Genomic DNA, 21,941 nt, shown 5'->3' with positions numbered 1-21,941 from the left:
ATGATCATCTAGTAGGCATCGCCGCTCGGGCGCACTACGCTGCGCCCATGAGCATGCTGACTCCCCCGGGCATGGGCGGCCAGTACCGGATCAAGGGGGACAAGTACCCGCGGATGCGCCGTCCTCGGCGGCGCGGCAGGCTCGTCGTCCTCACCGTCGCCTCCGCAGCCGCCCTGGGCATGATCGGCTGGGGCACCTTGCAGCTCATCGATGTCTTCAGCGGCGGCAGAAAGGCTTCGGCAGCCGGTCCGAAGGCCGACTGCGGGACGAAGACGACCCCCTCGGCCGCGGCGACGGCCCCACTGCCCGAGCCGGGCGGGATCACCGTCAACGTCTACAACGCCACCACCCGAAGCGGCCTCGCCAAGCAGACGGCGGACGAACTGAAGAAGCGCGGCTTCAAGATCGGCGATGTCGGCAACGCGAGCAAGGAGTTCGACAAGAAGGTCAAGGGCACCGGGCTCCTGCTGGGCCCCGACTCGTCGCTGAACACCTCACTGCCGGTGCTCGCCACCCAGCTCTCCGCGGCCGAGCGCCGCACCGACGCCGCCCGCAAGGGCAAGGACGTCGACCTGATCATCGGCAGCGCCTTCAAGGAGCTGACGAAGAAGAAGGACGCCGACAAGGCACTGGCCGCACTGGCCAAGCCCGAGCCGACGCCCCGCGCTTCCCGGAATTCCTGCTGATCGCACCCCTGCGGTGAAGGGGCGCTCCTGCTCGGCCCCTACCGCGCGCTACTCGGCCGCGCCGTAGAGACGATCCCCGGCGTCGCCCAGCCCGGGGACGATGTACCCGTGCTCGTTCAGGTGGTCGTCCACGGCCGCCGTCACGACCGTCACCGGCGTCCCCGCCAGCTCCCGCTCCATCAGCTCGACGCCCTCGGGCGCGGCGAGCAGCACCACGGCCGTCACATCGTCCGCGCCGCGCTTGATCAGCTCCTGGATCGCCGCGACCAGCGTGCCGCCCGTGGCGAGCATCGGGTCGAGGACGTACACCTGACGGCCGGAGAGGTCCTCCGGCATGCGGGAGGCGTACGTGGAGGCCTCAAGCGTCTCCTCGTTGCGGATCATGCCCAGGAAACCCACCTCGGCGGTCGGCAGCAGCCGGACCATGCCGTCCAGCATGCCGAGGCCGGCCCGCAGGATCGGCACCACCAGGGGGCGCGGGTGGGAGAGCTTGACGCCGGTGGTGTCGGTGACCGGGGTCGTGATGTCGACCGCTTCGGTGCGCACGTCCCGCGTGGCCTCGTAGGCGAGCAGGGTGACCAGTTCGTCGGCGAGCCGGCGGAAGGTCGCGGAGTCGGTGCGCTGGTCGCGCAGCGTGGTGAGCTTGTGGGCGACCAGGGGGTGGTCGACGACGTGGAGACGCATGTCCACAACAGTAACCGGGCCCGGTGTGCCCGACGTCCCACGCTGAGCGAGCCCAGGGCCATCGCTTGACCCTCGCGGTGGCATCAAACCCCCCATCGGAGGGAAAGTGGGAGGGACGTACCGGGAGGGACGTACCGGGGGTGGTGTGCCTATGCCGAAACCTGAGTCCCCGGCGGATCCCACGCCGGGCTCGCCGGACTCGCCGGAGCAGCCCGACGCGGCGCGTCGCCGGCGCCGCGCCCAGTTCCTGCGGGAGCTCGCCGAGGCCCGCGCCCTGCGGGACCGCGTCCAGCCGCGCCGTGCCAAGGCGGCCCGCCTGCGGCACGCGCTGCGCATGCGAACGTTCCGCTGGTAGAGCGAGGCAGCGGGGAAGATCCGCGGCTTGCCGTGGTGTTGGAGCGGTGGGCGTGCGTGGAACACGTGGAAAAGCCGCGTACGATCCGCACGTGGCGGCGACGAGTGCGCTGGTGAGTCCTTCATGGGCGTGCTCGCGGACCCCCTCGGGGCAACGCGATCGAAACTGCCGGACACAGGGAGCCGAAGACGTCCCCTGAACGCCTTGTTTCTGCCACGATTCCGAGTGGGTGGGGCTCGGACCCCGAGCCTGACCGCCCGCAACCTCCGCCGGGGGGACCCCCAACCGGCACGCCTATGACCAGTGGGAGAGTCACGGTGTACTTCGCCGCACTGCTCGCGCGCACCGAAGACGGGTGGGAAGCGAGCGACACAGAGCTCGACGATGTGGAAACCCTGTCGGATCTGGCCGACCTGGCCCGTGAAGCCTCCCCCGACGAGGACACGGTGCTCGTGCTGATCGAGCAGGAGGACGCCTGGTTCGGCGTCGTCCGCGTGGACGGCGAGGAGGACCCGCGCATCTACGTCTCGGACGCCGCCGCAGCCGCCCGCAGCAGCTACGGAGAGATCCTGCTCACCGACGAACTGCTCGGCAGAGAGCCCGGCGACGACGGCCCCGACCTGGACGCCCTCGACCTCGACGGCACCGAGGAGCCGGACGGCGACTCCGACGACGACGAGGACGGTGGCACCGCCGAGGCGGTCCCGCACAGCCCCGTCGGCGACAGCGAGATCCTCGACGACCTCGGCGTCAGCGAGAAGGAGCTGAAGGCCCTGGACGCCGATGACGCGCTCAACACGATCGCCGAGGCGCTGGGCGCCTCGGAGGTGCTGGAGACCGTCCGCTGACCTCGCTCGATCAGGGGCCGGCGCCCGAGGTGCCCGACCCCGTACGCGACCGCTGGCGGCCCGCGATGCGACTCGCCCTGGACGAGGCCGCACGGGCCGTCCGGGGCGGCGACGTCCCCGTCGGCGCCGTCGTGCTGGGCGCGGACGGGACGACCGTGCTCGGCGTCGGCCACAACGAGCGCGAGGCGACCGGTGATCCGACCGCGCACGCCGAGGTGCTCGCGATCCGGCGTGCCGCCGCGAAGGCCCGCGAATGGCGGCTGTCCGGCTGCACGCTCGTCGTCACGCTGGAACCCTGCACGATGTGCGCCGGCGCCATCGTGCAGTCCCGCGTGGACCGGGTCGTCTACGGGGCCCGGGACGAGAAGGCCGGCGCGGCGGGCTCCCTCTGGGACGTCGTCCGCGACCGGCGGCTCAACCACCGGCCCGAGGTGGTCGAGGGCGTGCTCGCCGCGGAGTGCGCCCGTCTGCTCACGGAGTTCTTCCGGGATCGATGAGCCGAGCCTTCGCGAATACCGATTTCAGAGCATGGGCGGGCGTGCTGTAAGGTCTCCCTCGGTAGCGTGTCCGAGCGGCCGAAGGAGCTCGCCTCGAAAGCGAGTGTGGCGCAAGTCACCGAGGGTTCAAATCCCTCCGCTACCGCTGAAGAAGGGCTCCGCCGACAGGCGGGGCCCTTTGTGCTGTTGATCTATCGAGAGGCCCGAAGGTTACACTCACCGCCGGTGACACAAGACCCTTTCGGCTCTTTCGGCTCATACGGCACAGCAGCACAGGGGAGGCCGCGATGGCGGTGAATTCGAAGAAGATCGCCGTCTATCTGCTCGCGGTCTTCGTGCTCTACGTGATCATCACGGACCCGGCCAAGGCCGCCGACTACGTCCAGGTAGGGTTCGAGGGCATTTCGGACGCCGCCAAGGCCATCGGCGACTTCATGACGTGGATCGCCAACGGAGGCGACAGCTAGGGAGTACTCATGATCCGGCACCTGGTCCTCTTCAAGCTCAACGAGGGTGTCGAGCGCGACGACCGGCGGGTCCTGGAGGGCGTCGAGGCCTTCCGCTCGCTCGAGGGCCGGATCCCGGAGATCCGGCACTGGGAGCTCGGCTGGAACATCAGCGACCGCCCCATCGCCCACGACTTCGCGGTCAACTCCGCCTTCGACGACGCGGCGGCCCTGCGCAAGTACGTGGAGCACCCCGAGCACCAGGCGGGCGTCGCCCTGTGGCGGGAGTTCGCCACCTGGGTGATCGCCGACTACGAATACTGAGCCTCGATCGCCCCCGCATCCACCCGCATCCCCCCGGACCCCCCAGAGCCCTCCGCTGTAACAGCGGGGGGCTTTCGCGTGTCTTACGCGGTGATCCATCCCCAACACGGGATTATGCGGTACTTGAACACAATGAACTGTCTTGTGATGCTATGACCGCTTTTGACGGATGAGTTGATGGATCACGAGGTGGAGTTGACCGTGCCGGCCAGTACTGCGCCTCAAGCCCCGACCCCGGAGGCCCCGAGCGAGGAGGACACCCCCGCGGCCGCGCCGCCCCGCAGTCGTGGAGCCGACACCCGGGCGCTCACCCAGGTGCTCTTCGGCGAGCTCAAGCAGTTGCAGCCGGGCACGCCGGAGCACAACCGCGTGCGCGGGGCGCTCATCGAGGCGAACCTCCCGCTCGTGCGCTACGCGGCCGCCCGCTTCCGCTCCCGCAACGAGCCGATGGAGGACGTGATCCAGGTCGGCACCATCGGGCTCATCAACGCCATCGACCGCTTCGACCCGGACCGGGGCGTGCAGTTCCCGACCTTCGCGATGCCGACCGTCGTCGGCGAGATCAAGCGCTACTTCCGCGACAACGTCCGCACGGTCCACGTACCGCGCCGGCTGCACGAGCTGTGGGTCCAGGTCAACAGCGCGACCGAGGACCTGACGACCGCCTTCGGGCGGACCCCGACGACCGCCGAGATCGCCGAGCGGCTGCGCATCACCGAGGACGAGGTGCTCTCCTGCATCGAGGCCGGACGGTCGTACCACGCCACCTCCCTGGAGGCCGCGCAGGAGGGCGACGGGCTGCCCGGGCTGCTGGACCGGCTGGGCTACGAGGACCCGGCCCTGGACGGCGTGGAGCACCGGGACCTCGTCCGGCACCTGCTGGTGCAACTCCCCGAACGCGAGCAGAGAATCCTTCTCCTGCGCTACTACAGCAACCTCACCCAGTCGCAGATCAGCGCGGAACTCGGGGTGTCCCAGATGCACGTCTCGAGGCTACTCGCGCGTAGCTTCCAGCGGCTGCGCTCGGCGAACCGCATCGACGCGTAACCGCAAACAGGAGCGACCGGTCACCGGCACGAGCGAATCGCTCACCAGGGCGGATCCCGACAGTTGTGTGCCGAAAAACCGTCAGACCCCCTTTGTCCAGGGCCGATTCGGATCTCACATGTCGACATGTCACTACAGCGTGTTGCCGACATGTGACATTCTTCGGGAAGCGCGTTTGCCGCGGCTTCGGCTCCGGTATTCAGGTGAAGGCTGACGTTCCTCGATCGGAGCGCCCGCCGCGACCGTCCCGCGACCCAAAGGGGGTGGCATGTCCGCAGACCAGGGCAGCTCGAAGGTGCTCACGCTCACAAAGAGCGAGTCCGCGCCCGACGCCGCGCTCGACGACGTTACGGCCCTCGCGGCCGCCGAGGCCGAGGCCCTCCCGGCCGCCGACGTCCCGGCCTTGCCGGCCTCGGTGAACATCGACACCCGCACCCTCTCCCGCTCCCTGTTCCTGCGGCTCGCCGCCCTGGACGAGAACAGCCCCGAGCGCGCGTACGTCCGGGACACCCTGATCGAGCTCAACCTCCCCCTCGTGCGCTACGCGGCGGCCCGCTTCCGCTCGCGCAACGAACCGATGGAGGACATCGTCCAGGTCGGCACCATCGGCCTGATCAAGGCGATCGACCGCTTCGACTGCGAACGGGGCGTGGAGTTCCCGACGTTCGCGATGCCGACCGTCGTCGGCGAGATCAAGCGGTTCTTCCGCGACACGTCCTGGTCGGTGCGGGTCCCGCGCCGCCTCCAGGAGCTGCGCCTGGCCCTCACCAAGGCCAGCGACGAGCTCTCCCAGAAGCTGGACCGCTCTCCGACGGTGACCGAACTCGCCACCGTGCTGGGCGTGTCCGAGGAGGACGTCGTCGACGGCCTCGCGGTCGGCAACGCCTACACGGCCTCCTCGCTGGACTCCCCGGCCCCGGAGGACGACGGCGGCGAGGGCTCCCTGGCCGACCGGCTCGGCTACGAGGACAGCGCGCTGGAGGGCGTCGAGTACCGCGAGTCCCTCAAGCCGCTGCTGGCCAAGCTCCCGCCCCGCGAGCGGCGGATCATCATGCTCCGCTTCTTCGCCAACATGACCCAGTCGCAGATCGGCGAGGAGGTCGGCATCTCCCAGATGCACGTCTCCCGACTGCTCACCCGGACACTCGCACAGCTGCGAGAGGGCCTCATCTCCGACTGACCCCTTCATATTTGACGGAGCGTCAGCCACCATGGCCGGATGCTTCGGTCACCGTGGACGACCTGGACACCTGGCCGTCGGCGCGCCCTGATCGGCGCGTCGGCGGCCGTCGTCTGCCTCGGCGGGGCGCTGGCCGCGTGCGGGGGCGGCGGGGATGGCGACGGGTACGTCGCGACCGGGGCGGCGGGCGGGCCACCGAGCCTCTCCGGTACGGCGGTCCTGCCGACGGGCGAGGTCACGCTGGTGCCGCTCGACGGGCCGGCGAGCGGCGGCGGCGCGCGGGCCGGTGAGGGCGGTGGCGGCAACTCCCACGGGCGGGACGGGAGTCAGGTGACGGTGCCGCCCCCTCCGGCCGTGGCCGAGCGCTCCGCCCAGCCACCGAGCGACGGCCCCGAACCCGCGGTCACGCCGACCGACTCCGCCGCCGCCCCGCCGAGCGGTTCACCCACGCCCTCGGCGCCCACAGCACCGGACGCGCCCACAGCACCTGACGCGCCGGCACCACCGGACGCGCCCGCAAAGCTCACCGTGAGCGACCCGGCACGGGAGCCCACCGACCGGCGCTGGTGCGAGAAGGTGACGCTCGTCCTCCACAACTCCGGCGGCACAGCCGTGCGTTCGGGCACCGTCACCTTCGGCACCCACATCATCGGCGCGCTCGGCATCGACTGGGGGACGATCGAGTCGACGGAGGAGCTCCCGGCGCCGATCGGGGCGGGGGCACGCAAGGAGAAGACCTGGACGGTGTGCGTCGACGCCTGGAGGGTGCCGTTGGGCATGCGCATCGAGACGCGGGACGTCACCGTCCGGTGGGAGTAGGGACCGTACGCCCTACTTGCCGAACGCCAGCCAGGCCACGGCCGCGACGACCGCGACGGCGACCACGACGCCGAGGATCAGGCCGATACGGGGGCCACTGGAGGCCGCCTGCTGACGACCGCCCTGCGGTCCCTCGTCGACGAACGCGCGGAACATCTGGGTGCTGCCTGCGGGGTCGTGGTTGCCCTGGGGGCCCTGGGTGTTAGCCATGGGCTGAGACCCTAGCGAATCCGCCCGTTCGGCCCAAGTGGGGGCTCCGCCCCTGCACAGGGGTCCACAGAACCCCCCTCACCTGGACATTTACGGTCGCAATACTTGCCTTTGCCAAGTTTTTGCCCCATCACCCACCCCTTTGTTTGCCTGTAGCAACCAATCAATCCTATGGTTGCCCTAAGCAACAAACACGGGAGGTGTGATGGCCGAACAGGCGCAGTACGAGGAGCTGGTCCGCCAGTTCAGCGCCTTCGGCGCCGTGAAGCGGGAGCTGGGGCGGACGCTGCCGTCCGACTGCCCCGCGGGTTCCGCCGCCGTACTGACGTTGCTGGCCCGCCACGGGGAGATGCGCATGAGCAAGCTCGCCGAGCTGCTCGCCGTGGACATGTCGGTCACCAGCCGCCATGTCGCCCACGTCGCCGAGCGCGGCTGGATCGAGCGCTCCCCCGACCCCGCGGACAAGCGCAGCCGCATCCTGCACCTCACCCCGGCCGGCGAGGACCGGGTGCGGGAGATGTCCCGGCGGACCACGCACCTGCTCGCCGAGCGGCTGAGCGACTGGACCGACGACGAGGTCGCCCAGCTCACCCGGCTCATGACCCGGCTGCGGGCGAGCTTCGACGACTGCCGGTCCACCACCCGGACGCCCGCGCCTCCCGACCCCGAAGAGTCCACCCGTACACCCGCGATCACCCCGTAAGAGAAGGAAGCCCATGGCAACGACCACACCAGCCGGTGTGCGGGCCCACGCCAAGCACTCGGGAGGCCCGTCCGCCCACGGCGCTCCGATGTCGCACCGGCAGATCATGGAAGCGCTGACCGGGCTGCTGCTCGGCATGTTCGTGGCGATCCTGTCGTCGACGATCGTCTCCAACGCCCTGCCCGACATCATCAAGGACCTCGGCGGCGGCCAGAGCGCCTACACCTGGGTGGTCACCGCGTCGCTGCTGGCGATGACCGCGTCCACCCCGCTATGGGGCAAGCTCGCCGACCTCTTCTCCAAGAAGCTGCTCATCCAGCTCGCGCTCGTCGTCTTCGTGGCCGGCTCCGCGCTGGCCGGTCTGTCGCAGAACGCCGGGATGCTCATCGCCTTCCGCGCGGTGCAGGGCATCGGCATGGGCGGCCTGTCCTCGCTGGCCCAGATCATCCTCGCGGCGATGATCTCCCCGCGTGAGCGCGGCCGCTACAACGGCTACCTCGGCGCCACCTTCGCCACCGCGATGGTCGGCGGCCCGCTGATCGGCGGCGTCATCACCGACACCGACTGGCTCGGCTGGCGCTGGTGCTTCTACGTCGGCGTGCCCTTCGCCGTGATCGCCCTCATCGTGCTGCAGCGCACCCTGCACCTGCCGGTCGTCAAGCGGAAGGTGAAGGTCGACTGGGCGGGCGCCTTCTTCATCACCGCCGCGGTCTGCCTGCTGCTGGTCTGGGTCACCTTCGCCGGGGACAAGTACGACTGGCTGTCCTGGCAGACGTACGCGATGACCGGAGGCGCGCTCGCGCTGCTGCTGGTCTTCGTGCTCGTCGAGACCAGGGCGAGCGAGCCGATCGTCCCGCTGCGCCTGTTCCGCAACCGCACCCTCACCCTCGCCTCGCTGGCCTCCCTGTTCGTCGGCATCGCGATGTTCGCGGGCACCATCTTCTTCAGCCAGTACTTCCAGCTGGCCCGCGACAAGTCCCCGACCATGTCCGGCGTCATGACCATCCCGATGATCCTCGGCCTGTTCGTGTCGTCGACCGTCTCCGGCCAGGTCATCACCCGCACCGGACGCTGGAAGGCATGGCTGGTCTCCGGCGGTGTGCTGGTGACGGCGGGCCTCGGGCTGCTGGGCACCATCCGCTACGACACCGAGTACTGGAAGGTCGGCGTCTTCATGGCCCTGCTGGGTCTCGGCGTCGGCATGATGATGCAGAACCTGGTCCTGGCCACGCAGAACCAGGTGGACCCGAGCGACCTGGGCGCCGCCAGCTCGGTGGTGACCTTCTTCCGCTCCCTCGGCGGCGCCATGGGCGTCTCGGCCCTGGGCGCGGTCCTCAGCCACCGGATCACCCACTACGCCGAGGAGGGGCTCACCGAGCTCGGCGTGCGGGGCTCCTCGGGCCACGGGGAGATCCCGGACCTCGACGCGCTGCCGGCTCCGGTGCGCACGGTCATCGAGAGCGCGTACGGCCACGGCGTCGCGGACGTCTTCCTGTACGCCGCGCCGCTCGCCTTCCTCGCCCTCCTGTTCGCCCTGTTCATCAAGGAGGTCCCGTTGAGGACGAAGGGTGCCCTGGCCCATGCCGCCGAGTCCGACGCGCCGCGGGCGGCGGAGCCCACGGCAGCCGCGCCGACCGCCGCGCCGGTCGCCGCGCAGCAGCGGGTCCTGAGCTGGGCCGACGCCTCCTCCGAGGAGGTCGGCGGTGCTTCCGGCGTCCCGGTGCGCGGCTTCGTCCGGGGTGCCGAGAGCGCGCCCGTGCCGCAGGCGGCGGTCACGCTGATCTCGCTGGCGGGACGGCAGTTGGGCCGGTCCGTGGCGCAGGCCGACGGGGCGTACGCCGTCGACGCGCCGGGCGCGGGATCGTACGTCCTGATCGCCTCCGCCGACGGTTTCCAGCCGCAGGCGTCCACGATCGTCGTCGGCGGTGACGAGCCGGTGACGTACGACATCCTGCTCAGCGGCACCAGCGGGCTGACCGGTGTGGTCCGGGCCGCGGGGAGCGCGTCGGCCGTCAAGGACGCGATGGTGATCGTCACCGATGTCCGCGGGGATCTGCTGGCCACCGCCGCCACCGGTGAGCAGGGCGAGTTCTCCTTCGCCGAGCTGGTGCCGGGTGCCGTGACCGTCGCGGTGAACGCCGCCGGATTCCGGCCGCGCGCCCTGCCCGTCGAGATCGGTGGCACGGGGGTCACCCGGATCGAGGTCGACCTGGAGGCCGGTGCCCAGGTCCAGGGCGTCGTACGGGCGCCGCACGGTCCGCTGGCCGACGCCCGCGTGACCCTGGTCGACGCGGCGGGCAACGTCGTCGGCACGGCGACGACCGGTGCGGACGGGGCGTACGCCTTCACCGACCTGGACGGCGGCGAGTACACGGTCATCGCGACGGGCTACCCGCCGGTGGCCACCGCTGTGACGGTGACCGGCCCCGGCGTCGACGACCACGACATCGAACTCGCCCACCCCGGCGAGTAGTCACACCCCCCGGCCCGTGGCGAGGGGCGCGCTCCGAGCGGAAGGGCGCCGCCGCCACGGGCCGTTTCTTTGAGTTCGAGGAGTTACGTGAGATGGGACTGACCGCGAGGATCCGTACCCGGGACGGATGGGCCGTGTCGCACGCGGTCGTCACGGTGACCGACATGACCGGCACGCAGGTGCTGCGGGCGGAGGCGGACGCCGAGGGGGCCGTACGGGACCCGCATCCGCTGCCCCCGGGCGCGTACACCGTCATCGTCACCGCCGTCGGCTACGCGCCCGCCGCCGCGAGCGCGATCGTCACGGCGAGCGGGAGGGCCGAGGTCGGCACGGTGACGCTGGCCCGGCAGGGCGGCACGGAACTGCCGCCGCCGGGGCCCTGGACCATCGACCCGGCGCACTCCAGCGTGGCCGCCGTCGCCCAGCACCTGGGCATCTCCAGCGTGCACGGCCGTTTCACCCACTTCTCCGGAGCGATCGAGATCGCGCCGGACGACGTCACCAAGTCCCGGGTGGAGGCGGTGATCCGGGCCGACTCCATCGACACGGGCAACGGCATGCGGGACGGGCATCTGAAGTCGCCGGACTTCCTGGACGTGGAGCAGTACCCCGAGATCACCTATCGCTCGACGGGCGTCACGGCCGCGGCCGGCTCCGACCGCTGGACGGTGCACGGGGAACTGGGCATGCACGGTGTGCTGCGGGCGGTGGACCTGGACCTCGCGTACCTGGGGACCGGGGCCGATCCGTGGGGCGGGACGCGGGCGGCGTTCCGGGCGACGACGGAACTGCACCGGGACGACTTCGCGATGAACTACAACCAGGTGGTGCAGGCGGGCATCGCGGCCATCGGGACGACGCTCAAGGTGGAGCTGGACATCCAGGCGGCGCGGGGGGAGTCGCTGCCGCAAGGGTGAGCACGACAGGGTCACGCTGATCGGGCCGACGTGAGCCTAGGCTGAGGCCATGGCACCGAACATCGCGACCAACACCCGCGTCTCGCTCGACGAGCTGCTCGACTTCGTACGGCCCCGTCACCGCGCCATCCTGTTGACCCGGCGCGCGGACGGCAGCCCGCAAGCCTCGCCGCTGACCTGCGGGGTCGACGACTCGGGGCGGATCGTGGTCTCCACGTACCCCGAGCGGGCCAAGACCCGCAACGCGAAGCGGGACCCGCGGGTGAGCGTCCTCGTCCTCAGCGACGACTGGGACGGGCCGTGGGTGCAGATCGACGGGACGGCCGAGGTGATCGACGCGCCGGAGTCCGTGGAGCCGCTGGTCGAGTACTACCGGAACATCGCCGGGGAGCATCCGGACTGGGACGAGTACCGGGCGGCGATGGTGAAGCAGGGGAAGTCGATCATCCGGGTCACGCCGCGGAAGTGGGGTCCGGTGGCGACCGGCGGGTTCCCCGCGCGGCTCGTTCAGGGGGACTGAGGCGACGACGGGGCGCTGCGCGCCACCATGGCCTCGATGCCCGCCACCAGCAGGTCCAGGGCGAAGTCGAAGTCCCGCTCCCACATCTCCTCGACCGTGTCGCCGCCGCGGGCCGCCATGAGTTCCGCGGCGTCCTGAACGACGTCGGCGGCCTCCGGAGCCTGTGTCACCGTGCTCATGGCGTGCTGGAAGTAGTCGTCCGGGGTCATGCCGAACGCCGTGCTGCGGGCGATGAAATGGCCCTCGATCGTGCCGAAGCCGTACACGAACTGGAAGACGGCCGAGATGGCGGCCACCAGACCGTGCGCGGGCAGTCCGGTCCTGCGGATGATCTTCTGCATGACGCGGGAGAAGGCGAGGCTGTTCGGGCCGATGTTGACGTAGGTGCCGATCAGCGGCGACAGCCACGGGTGGCGGACCAGCAGCGCCCGGTACCCGCGAGCCAGGGCGCGCAGCTGGACCCGCCAGTCCTCGTCGGTGTCCGCGTCGGGCAGGGTCAGTTCGCCGAAGGCGGCGTCGAGGGCGAGTTCGAGGAGGTCGTCCTTGGTGTCGACGTACCAGTAGACGGACATCGCGGTCACGTTCAGCTCGGCGGCCAGCCGCCGCATGGAGAACTTGGCCAGCCCCTCGGCGTCCAGCAGCCGCACGGTCACCGCGACGATACGGTCCCGGTCGAGCCCGGATGGCTGTGCCCCGCCGCGACCGCCTCGGCGCTCCTTGCCGTCCAGCCAGACGCTGGTACGCGCACCCCGCTCGGCCGACCTCACCATCGCGCACCTTCCTCGACCTCGTTCACTTGCAAGGATGCTAGGGCGCAACAGGCCCTAGGCCGCAGCCGGCCCGAGGGACGCAAGCCAAACCGCCCGACCTCTCAGGCAGACTCTGCCCGCTCGGCCCGCCGCAGCAACGCCGCCGCGACGACACCGCCGAGCAGCACGGCAACCGCCCCCACCAGCTGACTGGTCTCCAGGCCGGAGGCGAACGCCTGCGTGATCCGCGCCCGCTCCGCATCCGACCCCGCCTCGGCCAACGCCCCCGGCAGGGACACCGCCGCGACCGGAATCAGCGCGGCGAAGCGGGAGTTGAGCACAGCCCCGAGCACCGCGACGCCCAGCCCCTGCCCGAACTCCGTCACCGTGCCGTTGATACCGGCGCCGACACCGGCCTTCTCCGGCGGTATCGCGCTCATGATCGCGTGGGCCATCGCCGGGCTGGCGACCGCCGCTCCCGCGCCGATGAGCACCAGACCCAGCAGCGTGCCCGGGTACCCGTGCTCGGTGAGCGTCGCGATCGAGGCGAGGCCGGCGGCCATCGCCGTCATGCCGAGCCCGATGGAGACCGGGGTGCCGAGCTTGCCGGACCACTTCGCCGCCAGACCGGTGAAGTTCAGGGCCACGATCATCAAGGCGAGCGGCGCGGTGCGCAGCCCCGCCTCCAGAGGCCCGTATCCGAGGACGAACTGCATGTGCTGGGTGAGCAGGAACAGCGAGCCGCCCATCCCGAAGGTGATCAGCACCGCCCCCGCCACGGCTCCGGTGAACCGCTGGTTGCGGAAGAAGTGGATGTCGAGCATGGGATACGGGATCCGGCTCTCCCAGTACGCGAACGCGGCCAGCACCACGACCGCGACGGCGGCCGTCGCCAGCACCCGGCCGGACGTCCAGCCGTGCTCGGGTCCGGAGATGATCGCGAACACCAGCGAGGCCATGCCGATGGTGGACAGCACGGCGCCGAGCAGGTCGGGCCGGTCGCCCCGCGGGTTCTTGGACTCGGGCACCAGCATCACGACCGCCACCAGGCCGAGCGCCGCGACCGGCAGGTTGATCAGGAAGATCGCCCCCCACCAGAAGTGGTCCAGCATGAAGCCGCCGATGAGCGGTCCGGTCGCGAAGCCCAGCGAGTTCACGGCGGCCCAGATGCCGATCGCCTTCGCCTGCTCCTCGGGCGCGAAGATCTGCATCGCCACGGCGAGCGTGGTGGTCATCAGCAGCGCGCCGCCGACACCCATGCCGGCCCGCGCCGCGATCAACTGGCCGGAGCTCTCCGCCAGTCCGGCCACCAGCGAGCCGATGCCGAACAGGGCGAGGCCCGTCACCAGCATCTTCTTGCGGCCGTAGCGGTCGGCGGCGCTGCCCGCGGTCAGCAGCAGGCCGGACTGCACCAGTGAGTAGGCGTTGATCATCCACTGGATGTCGGAGGTGGCGGCGCCCAGTTCGCTGGTCAGCGAGGGGATCGCCACGTTCAGGATCGTGTTGTCGAGCAGCACGGTGAGCTGGGCCAGACAGATGACACCGAGGATCAGCCAGCGCTGCGGGTGGCCTTGGGGCGGGGTCTCGGCCGCTGCGGCCTGTTCCTGGGAGGACGTCGTCATGTTGTACACCGTAGAACAGCTCCCATACAGCGTACAACTCGGTTTTCCGCCGTACGGCGAAGGCGGTGGCCCGGGACTGCCGCGCGCCCCGGGCCACCGCCTTCGCGACGTCAGCCGCTCGTCTGCCGCGTCAGGTCGTAGAAGGTCGCCGAACCGACCGTGACCCGCTTGAAGTGGGCCTCGACCCATTCAGTGATCTGCGCGGACGAACGGTCGCCGCCGCCCATGCCGCCGAACATTTCACCGCCCATGCCGCCGAACATGCCGCCGGCGATGAAGTAGTGGATCTTGCCTTCCGTCACGTACCGCTTGAACTCGGCCAGGGTCGGGGACGGGTCGCTGCCGTTGAAACCGCCGATCGCCATGACCGGATCGCCGGTGGAGAGCTGATAGCTCGCGGCGTTCTGGGCGCCGATGGCCGCGGCGGCCCAGGTGTAGTCACTCGCGTTCTCCTCCAGCAGTTCCTTGGCCTTCGCGCTGACACTGGCGCCGTTGAGCAGACCGCTCATGCCGCCGCCCGCCCCCATGCGTTCACCGCCACCGGGGAAACCGCCACCGGGCATGCCGCCGCCGGGGAAACCATTGCGGGGGAAGCCGTTGCCGTTCTGCTGGTTCTGCCCGCCCGGCTGGTTGTTCCGGCCCTGCTGGTTCGGGACGGGCATGCCGCCCCCGCCGGGGCCCTCCATGCCGCGTCCGCCGCCGAATCCGCCGAATCCGCCCGCGACAGCCGGACCCGCGGTGACGATCGAGCCGACGTGACCCTCGTTGACCGTGGTGAGGGTGTACGCGGTCGGGCCGGCCAGAGCGGCGGCCAGGCCCAGGACGACGACTCCCGACGCGAGTCGACGCCCCATCCTGCCTGCGAAGATCAGGCCGAGGGCGGCGACGAGGCCGCCGACCAGCACGAGCCACCGCAGCCAGGGCAGGTAGTCCGAGGAGCGGTTGAGCAGGACGTAGCCCCAGACCGCGGTGGCCGTCATGGCGGCCGCCAGGGTCAGCGACGCCCACGCCCTGTCGCGCTTCTCCCAGAGCAGCGCCGCGCCAATGCCGATCAGCGGGGCGATGTAGGGGGCGAGGGCCACCGTGTAGTACTCGTGGAAGATGCCCTGCATGTAGCTGAAGACCAGCACGGTCGTGATCAGCGCGCCGCCCCACACCAGGAACGAACCGCGCGTCACCGACGCGCGCTTTGCCTTGCGCGTGGCCACCAGGCCCGCGACCAGCAGGATCAGCGCGGCCGGGAGCAGCCAGGAGATCTGGCCACCGACGCTGGAACCGAACAGGCGGTCCCAGCCACTCTCGCCCCAGCTGGGGCCGTTTCCACCGCCGCCACCGCCACCGACGCTGCCGGTCTCCTCTCCGTTGAGCCGGCCGAGGCCGTTGTAGCCGAAGGTCAGCTCCAGGAAGGAGTCGTTCTGCGAGCCGCCGATGTACGGGCGGGAGGAGGCGGGCCACAGCTCGACGACCGCGACCCACCAGCCGCCGGAGACGACGATCGCGGCCAGGCCCGCGGCCAGCTGACCGATGCGCCTCTTCACCGGCACCGGCGCGCAGACGCCGTACACGAGGGCGAGCCCCGGCAGGATCAGGAAGGCCTGCAGGGTCTTGGCGAGGAACGCGAGGCCGATCACGACACCGGCCCACACCAGCCACTTGGTACGGCCGTCCTCCAGGCCCCGGATGACGAGGTAACAGGCCACGGCCATCAGCAGGGCCAGCATCGCGTCCGGGTTGTTGAACCGGAACATCAGCGCCGCGACGGGGGTGAGCGCGAGCACCGCGCCCGCGATCAGTCCGGCCGCGGGGCTGAACCGACGGCGGACGGCCGCGTACACCACGGCGACCGTGCCCACGCCCATGAGCACCTCGGGGACGAGGATCGCCCACGAGCTGAGGCCGAAGATCCTCACCGACAGGGCCATCGGCCACAGGGCGGCCGGGGGCTTGTCCACGGTGATGGCGTTGGCCGCGTCCAGCGAGCCGAAGAAGAACGCCTTCCAGGACTGGCTGCCGGCCTGAACGGCCGCCGAGTAGAAGGAGTTGGCGTAGCCGGAGGCGCTCAGGTTGTAGAGGTAAAGGACGAAAGTGGCGAGCAGGAGCCCGAGGAGGGCCGGGCGGGCCCAGCGCGGGTCCTCGGGGCGGCCGCGCCACAGCCGCCGTACGAACGGCTGCTCGGGCGCACCGGAGTCGGGGGCCGGGGCGGCGGGCGGGGGCGAAGGCGGCGGCCCCCAGGTGCCGGGGCTCGTACCTCTGCCGGTGGTCGTCGTCGGGTCGTCGTGGGTGGTCATCGGGAGTCCCTCATGTCGGTGTCGTACGTGGGCCGGGGCGAGCGCCGCGGCAACGGGCCGTGGCTCCAGGGCAGTTGCTCAGTGGCGTACGTCGGCGGGGGCGGGGCGGAGGAGGCGACCACCGTCGACGGGGCGTCGGGCCGGTCCGGGAACACCCACGCCCGGAAGAGCAGGAAGCGCAGCACCGTCGCCGCGAGGTTGGCGGCGATCAGGACCGCCAGTTCGGTGGAGTGGGCCGGGTCGCCGCCGGCCGCGTCCAGGGCCACGAGCGAGCCGCTGGTCAGGGCGAGGCCGATGCCGAAGACGACCAGGCCCTGCGCCTGGTGCCGTACGACGCCGCCCCGGCCGCGCACGCCGAAGGTGAGGCGCCGATTGGCGGCCGTGTTGGCGATCGCGGAGACCAGCAGGGCCAGCGCGTTGGCGGTCTGCGAGCCGGTGAAGACGCGGAAGCCGCTGTAGAGGAGGAGATAGAAGAGGGTGGACAGGGCGCCGACGACGCAGAAGCCGACGAGTTGGCGGGCCAGGCCCTTGGGCACGTCCTTGATCTCACGGTCCCGCGGGTCGTCGCCGAAGGGGCGGGTGAGCCGGTCCAGCGGGAGCGAACCGGTGGCGAGGGCCTTGCCGACCCGCCACACGCCCTTGAGGTCGTCGGTCGCCGTCCTGACGAGGTGGACCGTGGAGTCGGGGTCGTCGACCCAGTCGACCGGGACCTCGTGGATCCGCAGCCCCGCGCGCTCGGCCAGCACCAGCAACTCGGTGTCGAAGAACCAGCCGGTGTCCTCCACCAGCGGCAGCAGCACCCGGGCCACGTCACGGCGTATGGCCTTGAAGCCGCACTGGGCGTCGGAGAAGCGGGCCTGGAGGGAACCGCGCAGGATGAGGTTGTAGGAGCGGCTGATGAACTCCCGCTTGGCGCCGCGCACCACGCGCGAGCTGCGGCTGAGCCGGGAGCCGATCGCGAGGTCCGAGTGACCGGAGATCAGCGGCGCCACCAGCGGAAGCAGGGCGTTGAGATCGGTGGACAGGTCCACGTCCATGTAGGCGAGGATCGGGGCGTCCGAGGCGGCCCAGACGGTGCGCAGCGCCCGGCCGCGGCCCTTCTGCTCCAGCCGGAAGGACGTGACCTCCGCGATCTCCGCCGCCAGCCGCGCCGCCACCCGGGGCGTGGTGTCCGTCGACGCGTTGTCCGCGATCGTGATGCGGAACGCGTACGGGAACGTGCGCGTGAGGTGGTCATGCAGTCTCCGCACACACGGCCGGAGGTCCTTCTCCTCGTTGTAGACGGGGATCACTACGTCCAGGACAGGCGTATCGGCGGCTCCGGCCGGGAGGTGCTCCCGCGCCGGCAGGGTGCCGGGAGAAGAGTCGGTTCGCATGGCACCGACTGTCGTCAGGCGCCCTGTTCCGCCCATGTGGTGACGCTGTGCTGTGCCTGTGAGTGCTGTCGCCGACTCGTTTCGGGGCTCGGCGGCAGCGGGAGCGCCGGCAGCCGCACCGTGAACACGGTGCGTCCGGGCACGCTGTCGACGGTCACGGCACCGCCGTGCGCGGTCGCCACCGCCTGCACGATCGCGAGGCCCAGGCCGGTCGAGCCGGAGGCACGGGAGCGCGAGGAGTCGCCGCGCGCGAACCGTTCGAAGACGCGCGGCAGCAGGTCCGGGGAGATGCCGGGGCCGTTGTCCGCCACGTCCACGCACAGCCAGGTGCCCCGGCGTCGGACCCGCGCCGTGACCGTCGTACCGGGTGGTGTGTGGGTACGGGCGTTGCCCAGCAGGTTGACGAGGACCTGTTGCAGCCGGGCCGCGTCCGCGGACACGAGCGCGGGCTCCTCGGGCAGGTCGAGGCGCCAGTTGTGGTCCATGCCGGCCGCGCGGGCGTCGCTGATCGTGTCGACGACGAGCGGTACGAGGTCGGTCGGCTCGAACTGGAGCGGGCGGCCGGCGTCCAGCCGGGCGAGCAGGAGGAGATCCTCGACGAGGAGGGTCATGCGCCCGGCCTCGGACTCGATACGGCCGAGGGCGTGCCGGGTGTCGGGGCCGACCTGTTCGCTGCCGCGTCTGGTCAGCTCGGCGTACCCGCGGATGGAGGCGAGGGGGGTGCGCAGCTCGTGGCTGGCGTCCGCCACGAACTGCCGTACCCGTGTCTCGCTCTGCTGGCGGGAGTGCAGGGCGGCGTGGACGTGGTCCAGCATCCTGTTGAGCGCCGCTCCGACCTGGCCGACCTCGGTGTGCGGGTCGGTCTCCGACTCCGGGACGCGCTCGTCGAGGTTCACCTCTCCGGTGTGGAGGGGGAGTTCGGAGACACGGGTGGCGGTGGCGGCGACCTTGCGGAGGGGGCGGGTGGCCACACCGACCAGGACCGAGCTCGCGATACCGGCGGCCACGAGGGCGGCGGCGGTGACGCTGGCCTCGATGAGGACGAGGGTGTTGAGGGTGCTGTTGGCCTCCTCGGTGGGGAGGGCCACGTAGTAGCTGCCGTTTCTGCCGGTCTCGTACGCCACGCGGTACACACCGCGGGCGCCCAGGTCGACCGTGTGCTTGTCGTCGTCCCGGGAGACGCGGTTGAGCGCCTCGGTCTCGGACTCGGTGAGGTTGCCGGCCACTCGCCCGCTGTAGTCGGCGTTGTCCGGGTCCTTCTCCCCGATCCTGGCCGCGGTGATGGCGCCCTCGTGGACCTCGGCGATGATCGTGCCGACCGGGACCGGGCCGTACGTGACGAAGTCACCGATCTCGCGGGGCAGGATCCTCTTGGGGGCGGCGTCGCTCCTGTCGGGGCGGCCGCCGGGAGGCCCGCCGGTGCCGGCCGCCTGCCCGACGGCCTCGGTCAGCTTCTCGTCCAACTGCGCGTACAGATGCGTACGCAGCGCCAGCGTCGTCACCGTGCCGATCACCGCGGCCACGACGGCGACCAGCACCAGGGACGCGACGACGAGCCGCGCCCGCAGCGTGCGCGGCTGCCCCAACCGCCGCTGCCCCTGCCGCGTACGCGTCCGTCGTCGCCCGCTCATGACGCCGCGGGCTTGATCAGGTAGCCGGCACCACGCCGGGTGTGGATCATCGGCTCACGACCGGCGTCGATCTTCCGCCGCAGATAGGAGATGTACAGCTCGACGACATTGGCCTGCCCGCCGAAGTCGTACGACCACACGCGGTCGAGTATCTGTGCCTTGCTGAGCACGCGCCGCGGATTGCGCATCAGGAACCGCAGCAGCTCGAACTCGGTGGCGGTGAGGTGGATGTTCTCCCCGGCCCGCGACACCTCGTGGCTGTCCTCGTCAAGCGTCAGGTCCCCGACGACCAGCACCGAGTCGGACCGCCGGTCGCCGGCCCCGGAACGCCGGATGAGCCCACGCAGCCGGGCCACGACCTCCTCCAGGCTGAACGGCTTGGTGACGTAGTCGTCCCCACCGGCCGTGAGCCCGGCGATACGGTCCTCGACAGCGTCCTTGGCGGTCAGGAACAGCACCGGCACCTCCGGGAGTTCACGCCGCAGCCGCCCCAGGACGGCCAGCCCGTCCATGTCCGGCAGCATCATGTCCAGGACGACGGCGTCGGGCCGGAACTCACGCGCGGCCTGGACGGCACCGGTGCCGTCCCCCGCACTCCGGATCTGCCATCCCTCATAGCGAAGGGCCATGGACAACAGCTCGGTGATCGACAGCTCATCGTCCACCACAAGCACTCGGACGGGGCTCCCGTCCGGCCTCAGCAGTTCGGTGCGCCCCTGGGGCGAGGTCGTGGTCATGCCGGCCACGATGTCGGTGCCCTCTGAGAACACGCTTTCTGCAATCTGTGATTTCCCTGAGAAACGCACAGGAGCCTCAAAGGGGGCACCTGGGTGATCGACACGAGAGGCCCGCGCGGTCGCGCCGGGGCGCACGGGGGCCTCTCGTTCCGAACTCGCCGATCAGCCCCGCCGGTTGGGCGCGAAGCGAACCGGTATGTACTGGTCGTACAGCCGCTCGTTGGTGGCCGTGAAGTCGGCGCGGGTGACGATGGCGCAGCGCACGTTCACGTCGCAGACGACGCCGTCCTTGATCTCGGGCCGGATGTTCTCCAGCGTCGTACGGAACTTGCCGCCGTCCTTGTACGGGAGCGTGATGCCGGGCGTACCGGTGCCGCTGTCGGTGATCCGCCGCGACGACCCGTCCTTGGTCTCGGCGCCGGGGAGACAGGGGCCGGGCAGGGTGGTGTACGTCGTCGGATCGCCGACGCGGACGCCCTCCGGGATCACGCAGAACGCGAGGAAAATGCCTTGGGTCCGGTTGTAGCCGGCGCCCTTGACCTGCACGGTGCTGCGACCGGAGGTGGGCAGCACGGTCGGGCCGGCGGCCAGCTTCAGGTGGAAGGTCTCGTTGTCGGCGGTGGTGACGGTGCGGTGCGCGTGGCCGCCGAACGGGGCGGCGGTGGCGGTGGCGGTGGCGGTGGCGGTGAACGCCAGGGTGAGACCTGCGGCTGCGGCTACGGCGAGGGCACCGCGTGGCCGCTTGTTACGCGGGGAGCCGGCGAGGGAGCCGGTGATGGGCTTGGTGGACGACTGGGCCGGCGACTGGGTGGGGGGTCGCATGAGACGGAGGTCTTCCTCTCACTTATGCGCTCCTCGTGAACGCTCTTGATCGCCATGCCTAGAACACGACTGATCAGTAGGCAACGGAGGGCGCATTCCTTTACGTTTCAAGCACTGTATCCCTACATGCTCGCTCACATCAGGCCGCATCCCCCGTCAGGTCAGTCAGCCGTGCTGCCGACCATGAGGATCTTGATGGCGATGCCGCCGCCGTCGATCTCGTCGGTGGCCCTGTACGCACCGACATGCAGCCGCCTCAGGCCGCTAGGGGCTGTCTTTAGTTGTGATCAAGCCCGGCGTCGGGTGTCAGTCCGGTAGGACTGTGCTGTGACGCGTGCGCAACTCACCGATAGCGAGTGGGAGTTCATTGCTCCGTTTCTGCCGGTAGGCAGGTTCGGCCCGTACCCCGAGCGGCTGCGCGAGCAGTTCGAGGGGGTGATCTGGCGGTTCCGGACCGGCAGCCAGTGGCGGGAGATGCCCGAGCGGTTCGGCGCCTGGCAGACCGTCTACAACCGCTTCATGCGTTGGCGCGACGCGGGCGTCTTCGAGGCCCTGCTGGAAGAGGCGATCGCCGAGGCCGCCCGCAGGGACGAGATCGACATGTCGCTGGTCAGCGTGGACTCCGCCACCACACGGGCCCATCATGATGCGGCCGGCATGCGGGTCAGCGAACAGACCCTGGCGGCACTGGAGGAGATGGCCTCGCACAAGGGGGAACGTCCGGGGAACAAGGCGGACAGGACGGCGAAAGCGATCCGGCCCGCGCCGAACGCCGACGCATCCGCCTGAGACGGCGGGCCCGGCTGAAGGCCGCTCTGCCCGGCCGGTCCCGCGGCGGGCTGACCAGCAAGATCCACCTGGCCGCCGACCGGCGCTGCCGGCCGATGGCGCTTCTTCTGACCGCCGGGCAGGCCGCCGACAGCCCCCAGTTCATCGCCGTCCTGAACAAGGTGCGGGTCCGCCTGCCCGTCGGCCGTCCCCGCACCCGGCCGGCCGCCGTGGCCGGC

General features: G+C 70.8%; 22 protein-coding genes, 1 tRNA gene and 1 pseudogene. 15 read left to right on the top strand and 9 right to left on the bottom strand.

Features of this window, described 5'->3' with window-relative positions:
• The first annotated feature begins 47 nt into the window (after positions 1–47).
• Positions 48–686, top strand: a complete 639-nt coding sequence (locus tag ABZ078_RS16540) for a LytR C-terminal domain-containing protein (protein WP_356575809.1) — start codon at positions 48–50, stop codon at positions 684–686.
• A 48-nt stretch (positions 687–734) separates the two neighbouring features.
• Here ABZ078_RS16540 and upp read toward each other — a convergent pair whose 3' ends face one another.
• Positions 735–1,370: a uracil phosphoribosyltransferase gene (gene upp, locus ABZ078_RS16535; RefSeq protein WP_356575807.1), complete on the bottom strand. Its 636-nt coding sequence runs from the start codon at positions 1,368–1,370 to the stop codon at positions 735–737.
• 151 nt (positions 1,371–1,521) lie between these two features.
• Here upp and ABZ078_RS16530 point away from each other — a divergent pair, with 151 nt between their 5' ends.
• From ABZ078_RS16530 to ABZ078_RS16490, 9 genes are all read left to right on the top strand, one after another.
• Positions 1,522–1,725, top strand: coding sequence for a hypothetical protein (locus tag ABZ078_RS16530; RefSeq protein ID WP_356575805.1), 204 nt, complete (start codon positions 1,522–1,524; stop codon positions 1,723–1,725).
• Positions 1,726–2,042: 317 nt separating this feature from the next.
• Positions 2,043–2,573, top strand: a complete 531-nt coding sequence (locus ABZ078_RS16525; protein WP_356575984.1) for a hypothetical protein — start codon at positions 2,043–2,045, stop codon at positions 2,571–2,573.
• 65 nt (positions 2,574–2,638) lie between these two features.
• Complete coding sequence (gene tadA, locus ABZ078_RS16520) at positions 2,639–3,070, top strand: tRNA adenosine(34) deaminase TadA (protein WP_356575982.1); 432 nt, start codon at positions 2,639–2,641, stop codon at positions 3,068–3,070.
• Positions 3,071–3,130: 60 nt separating this feature from the next.
• Positions 3,131–3,215: transfer RNA gene (locus tag ABZ078_RS16515), tRNA-Ser, on the top strand.
• A gap of 142 nt (positions 3,216–3,357) precedes the next feature.
• Positions 3,358–3,537, top strand: a complete 180-nt coding sequence (locus ABZ078_RS16510; RefSeq protein WP_356575803.1) for a hypothetical protein — start codon at positions 3,358–3,360, stop codon at positions 3,535–3,537.
• A gap of 9 nt (positions 3,538–3,546) precedes the next feature.
• A complete protein-coding gene (locus tag ABZ078_RS16505; RefSeq protein ID WP_356575801.1) occupies positions 3,547–3,840 on the top strand; it encodes a Dabb family protein in 294 nt (97 codons plus the stop codon).
• Positions 3,841–4,017: 177 nt separating this feature from the next.
• A complete protein-coding gene (locus ABZ078_RS16500) occupies positions 4,018–4,887 on the top strand; it encodes an RNA polymerase sigma factor SigF (RefSeq protein ID WP_356575799.1) in 870 nt (289 codons plus the stop codon).
• Between the two features lie 268 nt (positions 4,888–5,155).
• Positions 5,156–6,067: an RNA polymerase sigma factor SigF gene (locus ABZ078_RS16495; RefSeq protein WP_356575798.1), complete on the top strand. Its 912-nt coding sequence runs from the start codon at positions 5,156–5,158 to the stop codon at positions 6,065–6,067.
• 39 nt (positions 6,068–6,106) lie between these two features.
• The gene (locus ABZ078_RS16490; protein WP_356575796.1) at positions 6,107–6,886 is read left to right on the top strand and encodes a hypothetical protein; all 780 of its coding nucleotides are present in this window, start codon (positions 6,107–6,109) and stop codon (positions 6,884–6,886) included.
• Positions 6,887–6,898: 12 nt separating this feature from the next.
• On the opposite strand, the gene ABZ078_RS16485 is transcribed toward ABZ078_RS16490, so the two are convergent.
• The gene (locus ABZ078_RS16485; RefSeq protein WP_356575794.1) at positions 6,899–7,096 is read right to left on the bottom strand and encodes a hypothetical protein; all 198 of its coding nucleotides are present in this window, start codon (positions 7,094–7,096) and stop codon (positions 6,899–6,901) included.
• A 205-nt stretch (positions 7,097–7,301) separates the two neighbouring features.
• On the opposite strand from ABZ078_RS16485, the gene ABZ078_RS16480 reads away from it, so the two are divergent.
• From ABZ078_RS16480 to ABZ078_RS16465, 4 genes are all read left to right on the top strand, one after another.
• Positions 7,302–7,799 carry a MarR family transcriptional regulator gene (locus ABZ078_RS16480; RefSeq protein WP_356575792.1) on the top strand — a complete coding sequence of 166 codons (498 nt, stop codon included), beginning with the start codon at positions 7,302–7,304 and terminating at the stop codon, positions 7,797–7,799.
• Positions 7,800–7,812: 13 nt separating this feature from the next.
• Positions 7,813–10,272 (top strand): MFS transporter, encoded by a 2,460-nt coding sequence (locus tag ABZ078_RS16475; protein WP_356575790.1) that lies wholly within the window; start codon positions 7,813–7,815, stop codon positions 10,270–10,272.
• 92 nt (positions 10,273–10,364) lie between these two features.
• Entirely contained in the window at positions 10,365–11,189 is an 825-nt protein-coding gene (locus tag ABZ078_RS16470; RefSeq protein ID WP_356575788.1) for a YceI family protein, read from the top strand.
• Positions 11,190–11,238: 49 nt separating this feature from the next.
• Complete coding sequence (locus ABZ078_RS16465) at positions 11,239–11,709, top strand: PPOX class F420-dependent oxidoreductase (RefSeq protein WP_356575786.1); 471 nt, start codon at positions 11,239–11,241, stop codon at positions 11,707–11,709.
• On the opposite strand, the gene ABZ078_RS16460 is transcribed toward ABZ078_RS16465, so the two are convergent.
• The 7 genes from ABZ078_RS16460 to ABZ078_RS16430 all read right to left on the bottom strand — a co-directional run bounded on the left by ABZ078_RS16460 (position 11,697) and on the right by ABZ078_RS16430 (position 20,934).
• Positions 11,697–12,479: a TetR/AcrR family transcriptional regulator gene (locus ABZ078_RS16460; RefSeq protein WP_356575784.1), complete on the bottom strand. Its 783-nt coding sequence runs from the start codon at positions 12,477–12,479 to the stop codon at positions 11,697–11,699. The two genes, ABZ078_RS16465 and ABZ078_RS16460, sit on opposite strands and share 13 nt — an antisense overlap.
• A gap of 101 nt (positions 12,480–12,580) precedes the next feature.
• Positions 12,581–14,080: an MFS transporter gene (locus ABZ078_RS16455; protein WP_356575782.1), complete on the bottom strand. Its 1,500-nt coding sequence runs from the start codon at positions 14,078–14,080 to the stop codon at positions 12,581–12,583.
• Between the two features lie 110 nt (positions 14,081–14,190).
• Positions 14,191–16,368 carry a glycosyltransferase family 39 protein gene (locus ABZ078_RS16450; RefSeq protein ID WP_356575780.1) on the bottom strand — a complete coding sequence of 726 codons (2,178 nt, stop codon included), beginning with the start codon at positions 16,366–16,368 and terminating at the stop codon, positions 14,191–14,193.
• Entirely contained in the window at positions 16,365–17,744 is a 1,380-nt protein-coding gene (locus tag ABZ078_RS16445; protein WP_356575778.1) for a bifunctional glycosyltransferase family 2/GtrA family protein, read from the bottom strand. The genes ABZ078_RS16450 and ABZ078_RS16445 overlap by 4 nt, the downstream gene beginning before the upstream one ends.
• Positions 17,745–17,758: 14 nt before the next feature.
• Positions 17,759–19,375: a HAMP domain-containing sensor histidine kinase gene (locus ABZ078_RS16440; protein WP_356575776.1), complete on the bottom strand. Its 1,617-nt coding sequence runs from the start codon at positions 19,373–19,375 to the stop codon at positions 17,759–17,761.
• Positions 19,372–20,112 (bottom strand): response regulator transcription factor, encoded by a 741-nt coding sequence (locus tag ABZ078_RS16435; RefSeq protein WP_356575774.1) that lies wholly within the window; start codon positions 20,110–20,112, stop codon positions 19,372–19,374. The genes ABZ078_RS16440 and ABZ078_RS16435 overlap by 4 nt, the downstream gene beginning before the upstream one ends.
• Positions 20,113–20,274: 162 nt before the next feature.
• Complete coding sequence (locus ABZ078_RS16430) at positions 20,275–20,934, bottom strand: hypothetical protein (protein ID WP_356575772.1); 660 nt, start codon at positions 20,932–20,934, stop codon at positions 20,275–20,277.
• 327 nt (positions 20,935–21,261) lie between these two features.
• Between ABZ078_RS16430 and ABZ078_RS16425 the strand changes: the two are divergent.
• A pseudogene (locus tag ABZ078_RS16425) lies at positions 21,262–21,941 on the top strand (IS5 family transposase); the annotation flags it as partial.

It is taken from the genome of Streptomyces sp. NPDC006385 (assembly GCF_040612485.1).
In the GTDB taxonomy this organism is placed as follows: Bacteria; Actinomycetota; Actinomycetes; order Streptomycetales; family Streptomycetaceae; genus Streptomyces.
Note: the sequence above shows the minus strand (reverse complement) of the source record. Positions and strands in the feature narration are given on the sequence as shown.